This window comes from Frankia sp. CcWB3 (genome assembly GCF_977927595.1).
This window is the reverse complement of sequence record NZ_CDWRCK010000090.1, coordinates 1-14,911: the sequence shown is the minus strand read 5'-3', so window position 1 is coordinate 14,911 and position 14,911 is coordinate 1. Positions and strand designations below refer to the sequence as shown.

Annotated in this window: 15 protein-coding genes and 1 pseudogene; 12 read left to right on the top strand and 4 right to left on the bottom strand. The window is 70.7% G+C overall.

Annotated elements, in window-relative coordinates:
- Window positions 1-27: 27 nt before the first annotated feature.
- Window positions 28-453, bottom strand: a complete 426-nt coding sequence (locus ACY5KJ_RS09320) for a MarR family winged helix-turn-helix transcriptional regulator (protein WP_462203189.1) — start codon at window positions 451-453, stop codon at window positions 28-30.
- Between the two features lie 463 nt (window positions 454-916).
- Between ACY5KJ_RS09320 and ACY5KJ_RS09315 the strand changes: the two genes are divergently transcribed.
- Both ACY5KJ_RS09315 and ACY5KJ_RS09310 read left to right on the top strand, forming a co-directional pair.
- Window positions 917-1,900, top strand: coding sequence for a nucleotidyltransferase (locus tag ACY5KJ_RS09315; RefSeq protein WP_462189149.1), 984 nt, complete (start codon window positions 917-919; stop codon window positions 1,898-1,900).
- A complete protein-coding gene (locus ACY5KJ_RS09310) occupies window positions 1,897-2,748 on the top strand; it encodes a metallophosphoesterase family protein (RefSeq protein ID WP_462203188.1) in 852 nt (283 codons plus the stop codon). Before ACY5KJ_RS09315 ends, ACY5KJ_RS09310 begins: the two co-directional genes overlap by 4 nt.
- On the opposite strand, the gene ACY5KJ_RS09305 is transcribed toward ACY5KJ_RS09310, so the two are convergent.
- Window positions 2,749-3,624 (bottom strand): Rieske (2Fe-2S) protein, encoded by an 876-nt coding sequence (locus ACY5KJ_RS09305; protein ID WP_462203187.1) that lies wholly within the window; start codon window positions 3,622-3,624, stop codon window positions 2,749-2,751. It lies immediately after the preceding gene.
- A gap of 164 nt (window positions 3,625-3,788) precedes the next feature.
- Between ACY5KJ_RS09305 and ACY5KJ_RS09300 the strand changes: the two genes are divergently transcribed.
- The 3 genes from ACY5KJ_RS09300 to ACY5KJ_RS09290 all read left to right on the top strand — a co-directional run bounded on the left by ACY5KJ_RS09300 (window position 3,789) and on the right by ACY5KJ_RS09290 (window position 4,834).
- Window positions 3,789-4,217 (top strand): DUF2795 domain-containing protein, encoded by a 429-nt coding sequence (locus ACY5KJ_RS09300; RefSeq protein ID WP_462189146.1) that lies wholly within the window; start codon window positions 3,789-3,791, stop codon window positions 4,215-4,217.
- Between the two features lie 81 nt (window positions 4,218-4,298).
- Entirely contained in the window at window positions 4,299-4,553 is a 255-nt protein-coding gene (locus ACY5KJ_RS09295) for a hypothetical protein (protein WP_462203186.1), read from the top strand.
- 29 nt (window positions 4,554-4,582) lie between these two features.
- Window positions 4,583-4,834, top strand: a complete 252-nt coding sequence (locus ACY5KJ_RS09290; RefSeq protein ID WP_011434801.1) for a hypothetical protein — start codon at window positions 4,583-4,585, stop codon at window positions 4,832-4,834.
- Between the two features lie 55 nt (window positions 4,835-4,889).
- Here ACY5KJ_RS09290 and ACY5KJ_RS09285 read toward each other — a convergent pair whose 3' ends face one another.
- The gene (locus ACY5KJ_RS09285; RefSeq protein ID WP_462187309.1) at window positions 4,890-5,120 is read right to left on the bottom strand and encodes an FmdB family zinc ribbon protein; all 231 of its coding nucleotides are present in this window, start codon (window positions 5,118-5,120) and stop codon (window positions 4,890-4,892) included.
- A gap of 94 nt (window positions 5,121-5,214) precedes the next feature.
- On the opposite strand from ACY5KJ_RS09285, the gene ACY5KJ_RS09280 reads away from it, so the two are divergent.
- The 7 genes and pseudogenes from ACY5KJ_RS09280 (at window position 5,215) to ACY5KJ_RS09250 (ending at window position 13,550) form a co-directional block, all read left to right on the top strand.
- Window positions 5,215-6,246 (top strand): asparaginase, encoded by a 1,032-nt coding sequence (locus tag ACY5KJ_RS09280; protein WP_462187296.1) that lies wholly within the window; start codon window positions 5,215-5,217, stop codon window positions 6,244-6,246.
- Window positions 6,247-6,659: 413 nt separating this feature from the next.
- Window positions 6,660-8,061: pseudogene (locus tag ACY5KJ_RS09275) on the top strand (CoA transferase).
- A 221-nt stretch (window positions 8,062-8,282) separates the two neighbouring features.
- Window positions 8,283-9,452 (top strand): branched-chain amino acid ABC transporter substrate-binding protein, encoded by a 1,170-nt coding sequence (locus ACY5KJ_RS09270; RefSeq protein WP_462187297.1) that lies wholly within the window; start codon window positions 8,283-8,285, stop codon window positions 9,450-9,452.
- Window positions 9,453-9,524: 72 nt separating this feature from the next.
- Window positions 9,525-10,457, top strand: coding sequence for a branched-chain amino acid ABC transporter permease (locus ACY5KJ_RS09265; protein ID WP_462203185.1), 933 nt, complete (start codon window positions 9,525-9,527; stop codon window positions 10,455-10,457).
- Window positions 10,454-11,866: a branched-chain amino acid ABC transporter permease gene (locus tag ACY5KJ_RS09260; protein WP_462187300.1), complete on the top strand. Its 1,413-nt coding sequence runs from the start codon at window positions 10,454-10,456 to the stop codon at window positions 11,864-11,866. The genes ACY5KJ_RS09265 and ACY5KJ_RS09260 overlap by 4 nt, the downstream gene beginning before the upstream one ends.
- Window positions 11,863-12,822 (top strand): ABC transporter ATP-binding protein, encoded by a 960-nt coding sequence (locus tag ACY5KJ_RS09255; RefSeq protein WP_462187301.1) that lies wholly within the window; start codon window positions 11,863-11,865, stop codon window positions 12,820-12,822. Before ACY5KJ_RS09260 ends, ACY5KJ_RS09255 begins: the two co-directional genes overlap by 4 nt.
- Window positions 12,822-13,550 (top strand): ABC transporter ATP-binding protein, encoded by a 729-nt coding sequence (locus ACY5KJ_RS09250; RefSeq protein WP_462187302.1) that lies wholly within the window; start codon window positions 12,822-12,824, stop codon window positions 13,548-13,550. Before ACY5KJ_RS09255 ends, ACY5KJ_RS09250 begins: the two co-directional genes overlap by 1 nt.
- 69 nt (window positions 13,551-13,619) lie before the next feature.
- Here the strand turns inward: ACY5KJ_RS09250 and ACY5KJ_RS09245 are convergent, their stop codons facing one another.
- Window positions 13,620-14,906, bottom strand: coding sequence for a D-arabinono-1,4-lactone oxidase (locus ACY5KJ_RS09245; protein WP_462187310.1), 1,287 nt, complete (start codon window positions 14,904-14,906; stop codon window positions 13,620-13,622).
- Between the last annotated feature and the right edge of the window lie 5 nt (window positions 14,907-14,911).

Below are 14,911 nucleotides of genomic sequence, written 5' to 3'. Positions count from 1 at the left end.
TGCCCCGATGAACTTCCCAAACAGGCCCTAATAGGGCCTATCCTGGTCGACGATGCGGGCCAACATCGACAACAGGGCGGTCTGTTCCTCCTCGGACAGCGGCGCCAGCAGCTTGTCGTTCATCTGGTCGATGCGGTCCGCCACCTGGCCGTGGGTCGACTCTCCCCGCTTGGTCAGCCGCAGGACATTGCGCCGGCCATCACGCGGGTCACGGACCCGGCGGATGAGCCCACGCTGCACGAGCCTCGCCACCACATCGGCCACCGTCGACCGATCCAGGGAGGCTCGTTCTCCGAGCGTGCGCTGATCAATATCGGGATCAGCGAGCAGGCTGTTGAGGACCACGAACTGCGGAGGCGTCGTCTCGGTTGAGACGGTGGTGGTCCAGAGCTGATAGGTCACCTGCTGGAGCCGGCGGGCCAGCTGGCCGGGATGGCTGGACAGGTCGACCACGCCGTGGCCGCCCGGGGCGACCGGCCGCGAGGTCAGGGTGGCCGGCCCAGTGGCGCGTGGTCCAGGGAGACGTTCGCCGGAGTTCTCCGGTGCGGCTGTTTCCCCTCCGAGGGCCCTGGCCAACTGGTCGGATCGTGTGCGCGTGTTCAGGGTTCGCTTCCAATCCGGTGTCGAAGTAGGCGGGCGACAGGTTTGCCGCGAAGGTCATCATCGCTCATGTCGACGCTCGGTGTCGTCAAGCTGTGAGATTCAGGTGCCTATCAGGCGTCGAAGTGGTAACTCTTGTGGCATGTAGTGAAATTATAACTACGGATAGCCGGACACCCCCATGCTTCTGTAGTAGTCTTGTCACCACTTTGAGGTAGTCATTTAGGGGTGTCGCAATCGCGACAGCTACCTGCCGCCCGACTTCGGTGGGGTACGCGAGGTGCGTCGCGTGGTTCCCGCGGGTACGGGCAGCGGTATGGAGGATGCGCCCAGAGGCCTACGGGAGAGTCTGAAACGCGTGGCTGTGACCCTGAAGGAGGCGGGCATCCCGTTCGCTCTCGGGGGCAGCTACGCCTGCTGGGCCCGGGGCGGCCCCGAGCCGGTCCACGACGTCGATTTCATGCTGCGCGAGGACGACGTGCCGCGGGCGGTCGAGGTGCTCGCGAACGCCGGCCTGCGCCCGGTCGACTCACCCGAGGACTGGCTCACCAAGGTGTTTGACGGCGAGGTGCTGGTCGATCTCATCCACCATCCGGTGGGTCGGGCGGTGACCCAGCAGATGCTGGAGCGGTCCAGCGAGATGTCGGTGGACTCGGTGCGCATGCCCGTGCTGGATGCCACCGACTGGTTTGAGATGACCCTGCTGGCCCTGGAGGAACGGTACTGTGATCTCGCTCGCGTGATACCGATGATCAGAGCGATGCGGGAGCAGGTCGACTGGGATCAGGTGCGTCGCGCGACGGCCACTTCCCCCTTCGCCGAGGCGGCCCTGCTCGTGGCCACCCGGCTCAACCTGATCCCGGCCGCCGGTCGTGCGGTGTCGGCCGAAGGTGCTCCGTCGGCCGGGGGCACCCCCACGGGTTCACGTCCGCACGGCCCGTTGGTGCCAGCGGGTGGGGCGGTGCCAGCGGGTGGGGCGGAGCAGGCCGGGACCGCGAAGCGGGTCGCCGACACCGCCGGGTACGGGGTACTGGACCTCACTGAGGCCGATGAGTACCTCGCCGGTGACCTGCACGAACGCCTCGCCGAGGATCCGAGGGTGGCCGAGCTCGGGCTGGAGGTGGTGGTGGATGGCCAGCAGATCCTGGTCGAGGGCGAGGTCGCCACGGACGCCCGCCGCCGGGCCGTCGCGGATGTGCTCGCCGAGGCGCTTCCCGGACGCCTGGTGAGTAACGAGGTCACCATCGCGGATCGGGGGATGCCGACCGAGGCACCGCCGAACGTGGAGACCATCTCATGATCAGAATTGCCGCCGTCGGCGACATCCACCTGGGCGTGGACAGCCGCGGAACCTTCGCACCCCTGCTGCGTGGACTTGCCGGTCGGGCGGACGTGCTGCTGCTGGCCGGTGATCTCACTCAGCGGGGGCTGCCGGCCGAGGCCGAGATCGTCGCGGCCGAGGTGGCGGACGCCGGGGTGCCCGTCGTCGCCGTCCTGGGTAATCACGACTACCACGGCGGTGCCGAGAACGAAATCACCGAAATGCTGGCCGACGCTGGCGTGACCGTCCTCGAAGGCTGCGGCACGGTCCTCGACATCGACGGCCGCCGTCTCGGAATCGCCGGCGTCAAGGGATTCGGCGGGGGGTTCGCCGGGGCCAGCGGAAGCGACTTCGGCGAACCATTGATGAAGGCTTTCATCCGGCACACGAAGGACGCCGGATCCCGGCTGCGTGGCGCGCTGGAAAGTCTGGATTGCGAAGTCCGCGTAGCTTTGATGCACTATGCCCCGGTACCAGACACGCTCATCGGCGAGCGAACCGAGATCTTCCCGTTTCTCGGCAGCTACCACCTTGCCGAGGCGGTGGACGCGGGAGCCGCCTGCCTTGCGCTGCACGGTCACGCCCATGCCGGTTCGGAGCACGGGACGACGGCCGGTGGGGTGCCGGTCCGCAACGTGGCCCGGCCGGTGATCCGGAAAGCCTATGCGCTCTACGGGGTGGGCGAGATGGCCACCACCGGGCGCCCGGGCCCGGACCGCGCGGGCCTACATCGCTCGGCTGGCGCCGCCAGCCCGGCCGCCGTCCCGGCCGCCGGGACGCCCCGCTCCGCGGCGGACAGCCCCTCGACGCTATCCCGCCCCAGTTAGCTATCCCGCCCCGGGTAGCCGTACCCGGACCTCACCATCGGAGATCCACACATCGAACCGCGGCTGGGGCGCGGTCGCGGGACCATGCACCACCGCGCCGTCCGCCACCCGGAAGGTGCTGCCGTGCCAGGGGCAGCGCAGGCAGGTGAAGCCGTCTCTTCGGATGATCTCTCCCTTGTGCAGTGGTCCGGACAGGTGGCTGCACCGGCCGGCCAGTACGTCGACGTGGTCTCCTTTCCGGAGGAGGACGACCGGCACATCCCGCAACAGCCGCACCTCGGGTCGGCCGTCCGCCAGTTCGTCCAGAAGGGCGAGCGGATGCCAACCGGGCGGCAGCAGGTGGGGTACCTCCTCGGCGTGGTTGACCCCCGACGCCTGCCGGTAAGCCAGATGACCGCCGAGGTAGGCCGACGTGCTGGCCGCGGCGAGGCCGAGCAGCGCGAGACGACGGCCGAGGCGGCTGTTGCCACGCGACCGGATGCCGAGCGAGGCGGCGTAGCAGCAGGCCGCCAGACTGTTCGTCGCGGCGTGCGCCACCCCGACCCGCAGCTGGCGCTCATGCAGCTCAGAGTAGTCGGCGAGGCCGGCGGCGGCGGCCGAGACCGCTGCGAGCAACCCCGTGGCGATCAGCACCCGGGCCGCCCGTTCGGACTCCTCGTGACGTCCCGCGAGCAGGTCCACGATCCCCGCGGAGATCCAGGTTCCGATGGGGAGTTGGGCGAGCGCCGGATGCAGCGGGTGGCCGAGCGGCACGCCGTGCAGGGTGTCCCGGATGGCGCCGTCGTGCAGGGAGCGGCGGACCATGTCACGGATCTTTACTGCCACCGGGTCGAGAGCTTCGGCCCGCTCCAGGCGTTCGGCGGGTCCGACCAACACGTTGTGGGGTATCCGCACCATGGATGCCGGTGTTCCCGCCCATCGCTGGCCGTGAACATCTGCTGGCCGTGAACATCTGCTGGCCGGAGATGCCGGGTGGCCTGATCGCGGGTTTGCTTCGTCCGTCAGCGCGCACCACTGAAACAGCGGAAAGGAACGAGAACATGGCAGTGGATCGCGGAAGCACCAAGCACGGCCCTATGCGCGACGACATCATGGCGCACGAGGTCGAGGGGCTCGTGCGGGCCGGGCGGGACACGCGGGCGGAGGAATGGCGCTCCGCTGAACCGTTCCCCGAGGAAGCGACCGGTGGCCCGCAGAACCTGGATGCCGCTGGGTCGCGGGTCGGTGCGCCGGCCGGGATGACGCCGGTGGACGTCGAGGAACGCTCCGAGCTCGCCCGCTGGCTCGGCCGGGCGGTCTTCCCCGCCAATCGTGACGAGATCATGGATCATCTACGTCATCAGCACGCCCCGGACCGGGTGGTTGACGAGGTCGCCGGTGCGCCGCCCGACATCCAGTTCACCTCGTTGGGCGCGCTGTGGCGGGTACTGCGACCCGGCCCTCCCCACGTGGAGTCACGGCGCCACTGAATCCGTCCGATGACCCGTAATATGATCAACATCATGAAGTAGTCGGTATGACGCCGTAGCCGGCGGGGTATAGAAACACCCGTGGGTGGCGGGCTCGCCGCGAGCGTTCTGCTGCTCGTCGGCTTCGCGATGATCGGAGCCTTCAACGTTTTTGCCTTCGGTGCCCTCGCCGGCTTGTGGGCGCTGGGTATCGCATGGATCATGGTGCTCGGCCCGCGGGCCATCGATCGCCGGGTCGTCCGCGCTCGGCTGCGGGGGGTGCTGCGGGGGTGCGGGAGGCGTGGCGGAGACGACGGTGGCCCGGTGCCTTGTTCCCGTGGGCCCGGGACTGCGTGACACGCCGGTGGCCTGGGTAGGACACGCCCATGGGTACGAGTGGGTTCGGCTATGGCGACCAACGACCCGGATCAGGTGATCTGCTGCAGACCCTCGTCGCCGGTCTGGATCAGACCGAGCGGGAAGATACCCTGCGGCTGTTGCGACGGCGGCTGGTGGAGGACCGGGCCGCCGCGTGCGGCGGCCAGCGGGACCGTCAGGTGGATGTCGGCCCGCGGACCCGGGCGGCGCGTGGGCCGACGAAATCGCAGGCCGCGGGCATCCATCGCCACCGCGGGTGAGCCACCCCGGGTGAGCCACCCCGGATGAACGGGGGCGTCAGGGCGAACGGTGGCGTCAGCCGCAGCAGCCACCGCCGCAGCACGCGCCCCCGCCGGCGGACGGCGCGGCCGTGGCCGGAGCCGGCGTGGCCGAGCCGCGGCTGACGGCGATCGCAGAGAAGATCCGCGAGGTCTCGGTGTGTCCGGAGGGGCAGCTCACCGCGCTGTCCGGCACGGACCCGTGCATGCTGCGGCGGACCTCGAACGATGCGTCACATACCCGGCAGCGGTAGTCATAGGCAGGCACGGCACCAGGATAGGCGGCCGTCGTGAGGCGAGCGTCGGATTCGGCGGGTGGCGAGAACGGGTGAGCGGGAGAAGGCCCGACGTAGGCTGGCTGTATGCAGCCGCCGGAGGGCCCGCAGCTGGTCGTCGAGGTTGTCCGGGGGCTGCGCAGCGGTGCGCCGTTCGTGGAGAGTTGCCATCACGGCACCGTCATCGGCCTCGGTCGGGACGGGGACGGTGCGCTCATCGTCGGCGTGCCCGACCACCCGATCTTCCCCCGGTCGGCGGTCAAGCCCCTTCAGGCCGCCGCGATGCTTCGTGCCGGGCTGGACGGCATCTTCCTGAGCCGGGAGATCCCCGGTGACCTGCTTGCCATTGTGTCGAGTTCCCACAGCGGCGAGCCGGTGCATCTCGCGCGGGTGCTGGAGATCCTCTCGGTGGCGGGCGTCTCCATCGACACCCTGCGCTGTCCCGCCGATCTTCCGTTGGGCCCGGCCGCGGCTCAGGCGCACCTTCGCTCCGGGGGCCGCGCGGAGCCGGTGCTGATGAACTGCTCCGGCAAGCATGCGGGGATGATCGCCTGCTGCGTAGCGGCCGGCTGGCCGATCGAGAACTACACCGATCCCGATCATCCGTTGCAGCAGGTGATCCGGCGCACGATCGAGGAGCTGGCCGGCGAGGAGATCGTCGCGACCAGCGTGGACGGGTGCGGGGCCCCATTGTTCGCGTTCTCGCTCACGGGCCTGGCCCGCGGACTGCGGGCGATGGTCCGGGCTGCGCCGGGCAGCCCCGAGTGGCGGGTCATCAACGCCATGCGGGCGCATCCCGAGCTGATCGGGGGTGTCGGCCGGTCCGACACCGACCTGATGCGGGCGGTACCCGGCGTCGTCGCGAAGAACGGCGCCGAGGGTGTCACGGTGGTGGCGACGCCCGAGGGTCACGTGGTCGCGGTCAAGATCGCGGATGGGAGCGGGCGGCCCGGCATCCCGGTCGCGCTGGCCGTGCTGACCCGCCTGGGTGCTCTTCCCGGTCCGGACGCCCCCGGGCACCTGGAGCTCGACTTCGCTCAGCTCGCCGTGCTCGGGGCGCCCACGGTGCTCGGCGGCGGGCGCCCGGCCGGTTCCCTACGCGTGCGGCTACCGGTCTGACCCGATCGAAGGCCGGTGACGAACCACCGGCCGCCGGGATGGGTGCGGCGGGCGGCCACGCGGTAGGTATGCCGGATCTGCTCGGCGGTGGCGCTGGGCGGCACGTCCAGCACCTCGTACAGCGAGCGTTGCACGCGCACGGGGTGTCTCCTGCCATTGCCGACCACCCGACCGGGCGACTGCGAGCCCGGTGTCATGGCGAAAGTACCTACACATGACCAGAATGGGCCTTGGGCGGCCCGGGGGGGCGAGCGAGAGTCCGGAGGCCGGGACAGCACGCAAAGTAGGATTTTCTGTGCATTGCGGCTCTTGGCTCCCAGAATCGTCTTGTCGGTCATGCCGGCCTTGTTCCGGTTCGGCCGACGGTGCGCTCGGGGCGCAGCGTGCGTGCCAGGGTGGGACAGGATGGGTGGATGGGGCAACGGCAGAACTCGGAGATCGTCACCGAGGTCGCGTCGCTGGTACAGGATCCGGACATCGCCGAGCGGCTGACCGTGACCGGGCCCGCCGACGTCCTTCCCAGCCTCTACCGGGTGACGATGATGGCGGCCGCGTCGGTGGCGGCCGCGGCTGTCGGGGCCAGCCGCCTGCTCGCGGCCCGCGGCGGCGGGGCCCCGCCGGAGGTCACCGTGGACACCCGTCACGCGAGCGCGGTCTTCCGCAGCGAACGGTACCTGCGGATGGCCGGCAAGCCACCGCCGAGCCCGTGGGACGCGATCTCCGGGTATTACCGCACCGGGGACGACCGGTGGATCCAGCTGCACTGTAACTTCCCGCACCACCGCAACGGGATCCTGGATCTTCTTGGGACGCCGGGCGAGCGCGCCGCCGTCGAACGGGTCATCCGCCGTTTCGAGGCCGAGCCGCTGGAACTCGAGCTGCACGCCATGGGTCTGTGCGCCAGCATGGCCCGCAGCGAGCGGGAATGGCGCGAGCACAGGCAGGCCCGGGCGGTCGACGAGCTTCCCCTCGTCGAGGTGCGCCGGCTCGGCGACGGCCCGGTGCTCGCCGCGCCCCTGGCCGAGACGCCGGCCGCGGGTCTGCGGGTGCTCGACCTGACCCGGGTCATCGCCGGTCCCGTCGCCGGTCGCACGCTGGCCGCCTACGGAGCCGACGTCCTGCGAGTCGGCGCTGCCCACCTGCCGGAGGTGCACACGGTGCTCGTCGACACCGGGTTCGGCAAGCGCAACGCCTTCCTCAACCTGCGGGTGGCCGCGGACGCCCGCCGGCTGCGCGAGCTGATCGCCTCGGCGGACGTGGTGCTCCAGGCCTACCGGCCGATGGCCCTCGACCGGCTCGGCTTCGGCCCGGAGGCGGTCGCCAGGATCCGGCCGGGCATCGTCTGCGCGACCATCACCGCGTACGGACGGCAGGGCCCCTGGAGCGGTCTGCGCGGGTTCGACAGTCTGGTCCAGACCGCGTCCGGCATCGCGACCGCCGCCGCGGCGGTGACCGGGTCCGACCGCCCCGGGCCGCTGCCGGCACAGGCCCTCGATCACGCGACCGGCTACCTCACCGTCTACGGGGTGCTGGACGCGCTGGCGCGCCGGGCGACCGAGGGGGGCAGCTGGCACGTCGGTGTGTCCCTGGCCCGGACCGGTCGTTGGCTGCAGGGGCTGGGACACCACGACACGCTCGCGCTCTCCGACCCGACCCGACCCGACCCGGGAGGATGTCGAGGAGTTCTGCGCCACGATGAACAGCGAGTTCGGACCCCTGTCGTACATCCGCCCGGCCGCCACTGTGGCCGGCGTCGCGCCGAGCTGGATCTCCCCGCCGGCACAGCTGGGCACCAGCCCGGCGGTCTGGGCATAGCCATGCTGAGGTGCTGGGTTCCGCGGGATCGCGTCGGCGTGTCCACCGTGCGCCGGCCCGCCCATCCGGGGGGGGGTGCGAATTGATGCTGGTCAGCCCGTCATCCTCTAGGCGGTGGCGCACCGGCTCGCGGGCCGGGCGCATCGGGGTGACTGGGTCGGGGTGATTGGGCCGGGCCACGGCATCGGAGTCGGGTCCGGCGGGACCGGAGGAGGAATTGCATGGGTAGGCGCCCGCTCCTGGGAGTGATAGCCCTTGCCGCGACCGTGGCGTTGACCGCGGTGGCCTGTGGGAGTGACAGTGGTTCGTCCTCGAACGGGAAGCAGACCATCACGATCGGCTTCCAGGGAGTTCTCTCGGGCGACAGCCAGCAGCTCGGTCTGAACGCCCTCTACGGCGTCCGGACGGCGATCGCCGAGGTCAACGCGGATGCGAGCGCGCCGTTCCAGCTCAAGCTCGCCGAGTCCGACGACGGTGGCTCGCCGGATCAGGGCCCGACGGCCGCCCAGAAGCTGATCGATGACTCCAAGGTCGTCGCGGTAGTCGGCCCGATGTTCTCCGGCGCGACCAAGGCGAGCGAGCCGGCCTACACCCAGGCCGGACTGCTGTCGGTGAGCCCGTCGGCGACGAACCCCGCGCTCACTACCCTGGGCTTCAAGACCTTCTACCGGGTCATCGCCCCGGACACCGTGCAGGGCAAGGCCGCGGCCGACTACATCGCCACGGTGCTCAAGGCGACGAAGGTGTACTCGCTGGACGACAAGAGCGAGTACGGCACGGGCCTGTCGGGTGCGCTGGAGGCCGAGCTCAAGGCCAAGGGCGTCAACGTGACCCACGACGGCATCAACCCGACCAAGGACTACACGTCCGAGGCAACGAAGATCATTGCTGCCGCGCCCGAGGTCCTCTACTACTCCGGCTACTACCCCGAGTTCGCGCTGCTGTCGAAGGCGCTGAAGAGCAAGGGCTTCACCAGAAAGATCATCAGTGGTGACGGCTCGCTCGACCCGCAGTACGTCGCGCAGGCCGGGGCCGCCGCGGCCGAGGGTGCCTACCTCACCTGCCCCTGCGGCGACGCCAACACCGACCCGAAGGCCGCGTCCTTCGTCGCGTCCTACAAGAAGGTCAACAACGGGGCGAAGCCCGGCACCTATTCCGGTGAGGCCTACGACGCCACGCTCGCCCTCGCGGACGTCTTCAAGAAGCTCGGCAAGGACGTCACCCGGGAGTCCGTGGCCGGCGCGTTCGGTTCCGTGAACTTCCCCGGCATCACGAAGACCGTGGCGTTCGAGCCGAATGGCGAGGTCAAGGGCTCCAACGTGTTCGTCTACCAGGTCAAGGGCGGACAGATCACCGTTCTCGGCAACATCGCGGACCTGGTCAAGTCCTGATGTCGGTGCGGGCGGTGGCCGGGGGTGGGACGTCCGGCCACCGCTTCGCCTGGTGGTGAACGAGGCACACGGATGGGTTTCCTCGACCAGTTCTGGCAGCTGACCGTCGACGGTCTGACGGTCGGCTCCCTGTACGCGGTCATCGCGCTCGGGTACACCCTCGTCTACGGAGTCCTCCAGCTCATCAACTTCGCGCACAGCGAGGTCTTCATGCTGGGATCCTTCGGCGGGCTGTTTGCCGCCCGCGCCCTGCTGCCCGGGGACGGCTCGGTCCCGGGCGGCCTCGAATCGGTGGGCCTGGTGACCATGGGTCTCGGCGCCGGCGCGATCTGCGGCGGGCTCGCCGCCTTCACGCTCGAACGGGTGGCGTACCGGCCGCTGCGGCGCCGTTCCGCCCCCCGGCTGGCCTACCTCATCAGCGCCATCGGGGCCTCGCTGTTCGCGGTGAACCTCGCCGGCAAGGAGTTCGGCCGGCAGAACGTGGCCCTGCCCAACCTGTTCACCGACGGAACGGTGTTCACGCTGTTCGGAGCGGGCGTCTCCACCCAGTCGCTGGTCATCTTCGCGGTCGCGATCGCGATGCTGGTCGGACTGGACCGGCTGGTCACGGGGACCCGGCTCGGGCAGGGCATCCGCGCGGTGGCCCAGGACGCCGACACCGCGGTTCTCATGGGCGTGAACGTCGAACGCATCATCATCGTCACGTTCGTGCTCGGCGGCCTGCTGGCCGGAGCCGGCGGCTTCCTGTACGCGATGACGTTCAACGCCTCGTACAGCATGGGGTTCGTCCCCGGAGCGAAGGCGTTCACCGCCGCGGTCCTCGGCGGCATCGGCAACGTGCGCGGGGCGATGCTCGGCGGCCTGCTCCTCGGATTGGTGGAAAGCTACGGCGGATACATCTTCCAGGCGTCCTACAAGGACGTGATCGCTTTCCTGGTCCTGGTCGGCATCCTGATGATCCGACCGTCCGGCCTGCTCGGGGAACGTCTGGGGAGGGCAGCGTGAGCGCTGCGACGTCGTCCGCCCGCCCGCCGACCGCCGGGGCGCCGCTCCCGCCCGCCGGGGCGGGTGGCGAGCCTGGTGGCGGCCCGGCGGGCGCATTGCTGCGTCCGGCCGTGCTGTTCTCCCCGGCCCGGCTGCGCCAGCTCGGGGTACTGCTGCTGGTGGGTGTGCTCGCCGCGGTGGTGACCGGTCCGGCCGGGGGCTCCGACAAACCGCTGAAGGCATTTCAGGATTCGGTGCTGGACGCGCGGATCCTGCCCTACCTGGGGCTCGCCGTCGCGTTGTGGATCGTCCTGGCGCTCGGCGTCGAATTGCGGGGCGCGGCGGGCCGGCTGGCGGCCGGCCTCCGGGGGCCGGTGAGTGCGGCCTACGCCACCCGGGGCGGCCCGATCGCGCTGAACCTGACGCTCCTGGCGGTAGCGATCATTGCCCCGCTGGTCGTCTCGACCGCCGCGCAGCAGTCGATGGTCAACGACATCGGCATCTACGCGCTGCTCGCACTGGGCCTGAACGTCGTGGTCGGCTACGCCGGCCTGCTCGACCTCGGCTACATCGCCTTCTTCGCCATCGGTGCCTACACGACGGCCTACTTCACCTCACAGACCGCGATGCCGTGGCACGCGCCTTTCGTGCTCAACCCGTTCTTCGTCTTCCCGATTGCGCTGGTCCTCGCCGCGCTCGCCGGCGTCGTCCTGGGCGCGCCGACGCTGCGGCTGCGGGGTGACTACCTGGCGATCGTCACGCTCGGTTTCGGTGAGATCATCCATCTGATCGCGAACAACGCCGACAACATCACGAACGGTGCCCGGGGGGCCTTCGGCGTTCCGCACCTGTCGATCAACCTGCTCGGCCTCGACTACGAGTGGGGCATCGACCCGCTACCGTATTATTACCTGCTCCTGGTCATCATCGTCGGAGTCATGATCGCCTTCGGTCGGCTGGAACGGTCCAGGATCGGCCGGGCCTGGGCGGCGATCCGCGAGGACGAGATCGCCGCCGAGGCGACCGGGGTCGCGACCCTGCGGATGAAGCTGCTCGCCTTCGCTATCGGCGCCTCGGTGTCGGGCTTCGCCGGCGTGCTCTTCGCCTCCAAACAGTTCTTCAACCCGCAGAGCTTCAGCCTGCAGGCGTCGTTCTTCGTCGTCGCCGTCGTCATCTTCGGCGGGATGGGTTCCCGGCTCGGGGTGGTGGTCGGTGCCGTCGTCCTCCAGGGCATCGCCTTCTACCTGCGCGACAAGGTCCCGCCCGCGGACCGGTACATCTACTTCGGGGCCGTCATCGTGATCATGATGATCTTCCGTCCGCAGGGACTCGTGCCGTCGCGCCGACGGCGTCGGGAGATCCAGCTTGCGGAGGCCGGCATCGGCGCGGCGGACTCCCTGGGCGCCGCGCCCACGGGAGGCAAGCCGTGACCAGGGGCGGAGCGCACCGCGTCTCGCCGCCGGGACACCGGCGCTCCCGGGGCCGGCAGCGCGGGGACAGCCAGGGCCGCGGGGACGCCGGGCGCGGCGGAGGCCCGGAGGACCTGGTGGTGGAGGCCCGCGGCCTGGCGCTGCGGTTCGGGGGTGTGACCAGCCTCGACGGCGTCTCACTGCGCCAGCGCCGAGGCGAGATCCTGGCGGTGATCGGACCGAACGGGGCCGGCAAGACCTCGCTGTTCAACTGCCTCACCGGGGCATACCGCCCGCAGCAGGGATCGGTCACCTTCTGGCCCCGGCCCGGCTGGCCGGCCGAGCTGGTGGGGCGCCGCCCGCACGCCATCACCCGGCTCGGCGTCGCCCGGACCTTCCAGAACATCCGGCTCTTCCCCGCTCTGTCGGCGCTGGAGAACGTCCAGATCGGGACCGAGGTGCGGCAGCGGTACGGGCCGCTGGCCGCGGTGCTGGGGCTGCCGGGCGCCCGGCGGGCCGAGCGTGACGGCGTGCGGCACGCGCTGGAGCTGCTCGAGCTCGTGGGCCTGCCGCACCGGGCGCACGAGCTCGCCGCGTCGCTGCCCTACGGCGAGCAACGCCGGCTGGAGATCGCCCGGGCGCTCGGTACCGAGCCGCGCCTGCTGCTGCTCGACGAGCCCGCGGCCGGCACGAACCCGGCGGAGAAGCGCGACCTGGTGGAGCTGATCATCCGGATCGCGGGCACCGGGGTGTCGGTCCTGCTCATCGAGCATGACATGCGGCTGGTCATGTCGGTGGCGACCTCGGTGGTGGTGCTCAACTTCGGCCGGATCATCGCGTCCGGCACGCCGGCGGAGGTCCAGCGGGACCCGGCGGTCATCGAGGCGTACCTGGGCCTAGCCGACGCCGGCGCGGCGGATCCCGATACGGCGGATCCCAGCCCGGCCGGCCCTGCCGGGTGGAAGGAACTGCGCTGATGCTGCTGACTCTGGCCGGTGTCGAGGTCGCCTACGGCGCCGTCACCGCCCTGCGCGGCGTCAGCCTGGAGGTGGCTGAGGGCGAGATCGTCACCCTGCTCGGAGCCAACGGCGCCGGCAAGACGACCACGCTGCGGACGATCTCCGGACTGCTGCGGCCCCGGGCGGGACAGGCGTGGCTGGACGGTCGCCCGTTGTCGTCGATTCCGGCGCACGAACTCGTCGGCCGGGGGGTGAGCCACGTGCCCGAGGGTCGGCGGATCTTCCCGAGCATGAGTGTCCGCGAGAACCTCCTGATGGGCGCTTACCACGATCGCCGGCACGTGCGGACCGACCTCGACCGGGTGTTCGCGCTCTTCCCCCGGCTGGCCGAGCGGGTCGCGCAGCCGGGAGGCACGTTGTCCGGCGGCGAGCAGCAGATGCTCGCGATCGGACGCGCGCTGATGAGCCGTCCCCGGCTGATGCTCCTCGACGAGCCGTCGATGGGGTTGGCCCCGATGATCGTTCAGACCATCTTCGAGGTGATCGCGGAGATCAACCGGGAGGGGGTCGCGGTGCTGCTGGTCGAGCAGAACGCGGCCTCGGCGCTGCGGATCGCGGGCCGTGGCTACGTGCTGGAGACCGGCGAGGTCGTGCTGGCGGGCACCGCCGCGAGCCTGCTGGCCGACGACCGGGTCCGGCAGGCCTACCTCGGCGAGGACGTCGGCGGCCGGACCACCGCGGGCTGAACCGCCCGCGACCGCGGCTCCGCCCGTCGCCACATCGGCGAGAAACCGCCGTGGCGTGCCGTGGTCAGGTCACCGAGCGTTGGGGGCGCCGGCCGGTGAGCCGAGGACGCGGTCGAGGTACGCGTTCGCGAACACCCCGGTCGGGTCGGCGGCGTCGCGCACGGCCAGGAAGTCGTCGAAACGGGGATAGAGCCCACGCAGCGTCGCCGCGTCCAGCGAATGCAGTTTGCCCCAGTGCGGCCGGCCGCCGACCGACAACATGATTTTCTCGGCGAGGTCGAAGTAGTCGCCGTGCGCACCGCGGTGATCCATGTGCACGGCGATGTAGGCGGTGCCGCGGCCGTACGCCGTCGACATCGGGATCTCGTCCGCGGCGGCGCATCGGACCTCCACCGGGAAGACGGCGCGCACGTCCGCGCTCCCCATGGCGTAGACCAGCTCACGCAGCGTCGCGGCGAGATCGGCACGGGGGAGGGCGTACTCCATCTCCTTGAACCGGACCCGGCGGTGGGAGGTGAACACCCGGTAGGACAGGTCGCGGAACGTGCGGCTGCCCGACGCCCGCGCGCTGACGTGCGCGATGGGCCGCACCGCCGCGGGCATCCGCCGGCCCGTCGTCATCAGCGCGCCAAAGAGGGTGTTCGACACCAGTTCGTCGTCGACCCAGCAGCGCAGCCGGGGCAGCGGCGCCAGGCCGTCGTCGAGCGGACGCCGCTGACCGCGTCTGACCAGGGCCGTCGTGGTGTGCGGAAACCACGAGAAGCGAAGGTAGTCGGTCTGGTCGACGAGCTCGTCGTAGGAGTCGAGGACCTTGTCCAGGCGCATCGGGCCCTCCTGGACCTGCAGGGCGAACAGCGGCACCGCCTGCAGGGTGACCGACGTGACGACGCCGACGGCACCCAGGCCCAGCCGGGCGGCGGCGAACAACTCGGGACGTTCGCCGCGTGAACAGGTGACCACGCTGCCGTCGCCGAGCACCACCTCGAGCGCCCGGACCTGGGTGCACAGGCCACCGAAGCGGGCCCCGGTGCCGTGGGTGCCGGTTGAGATGGCACCCGCGATGGTCACCTCGTCGACGTCGCCCTGGTTGGTCAGGGCGAGCCCGGCCTCCGCGAGCAGCCGGTTCAGCCGGCGCATGGTCATCCCACCGCGCACCGTCACCAGGCCGCTGCCGCCGTCCAGGGCAACGAGGTCGGCGCACCTGTCCAGGCAGACCTGGACGGAGCCCGGGTCCGGGCGGCCGATGGCGCTCATGGAATGGGACGATCCGATCGCTCGGATCTGATGACCGTCCCGGACGGCGGTACCGACCAGGGCGGAGATCTCCTCCGCGTCGCGGGGGCGGGCGAGGCGCACCGACC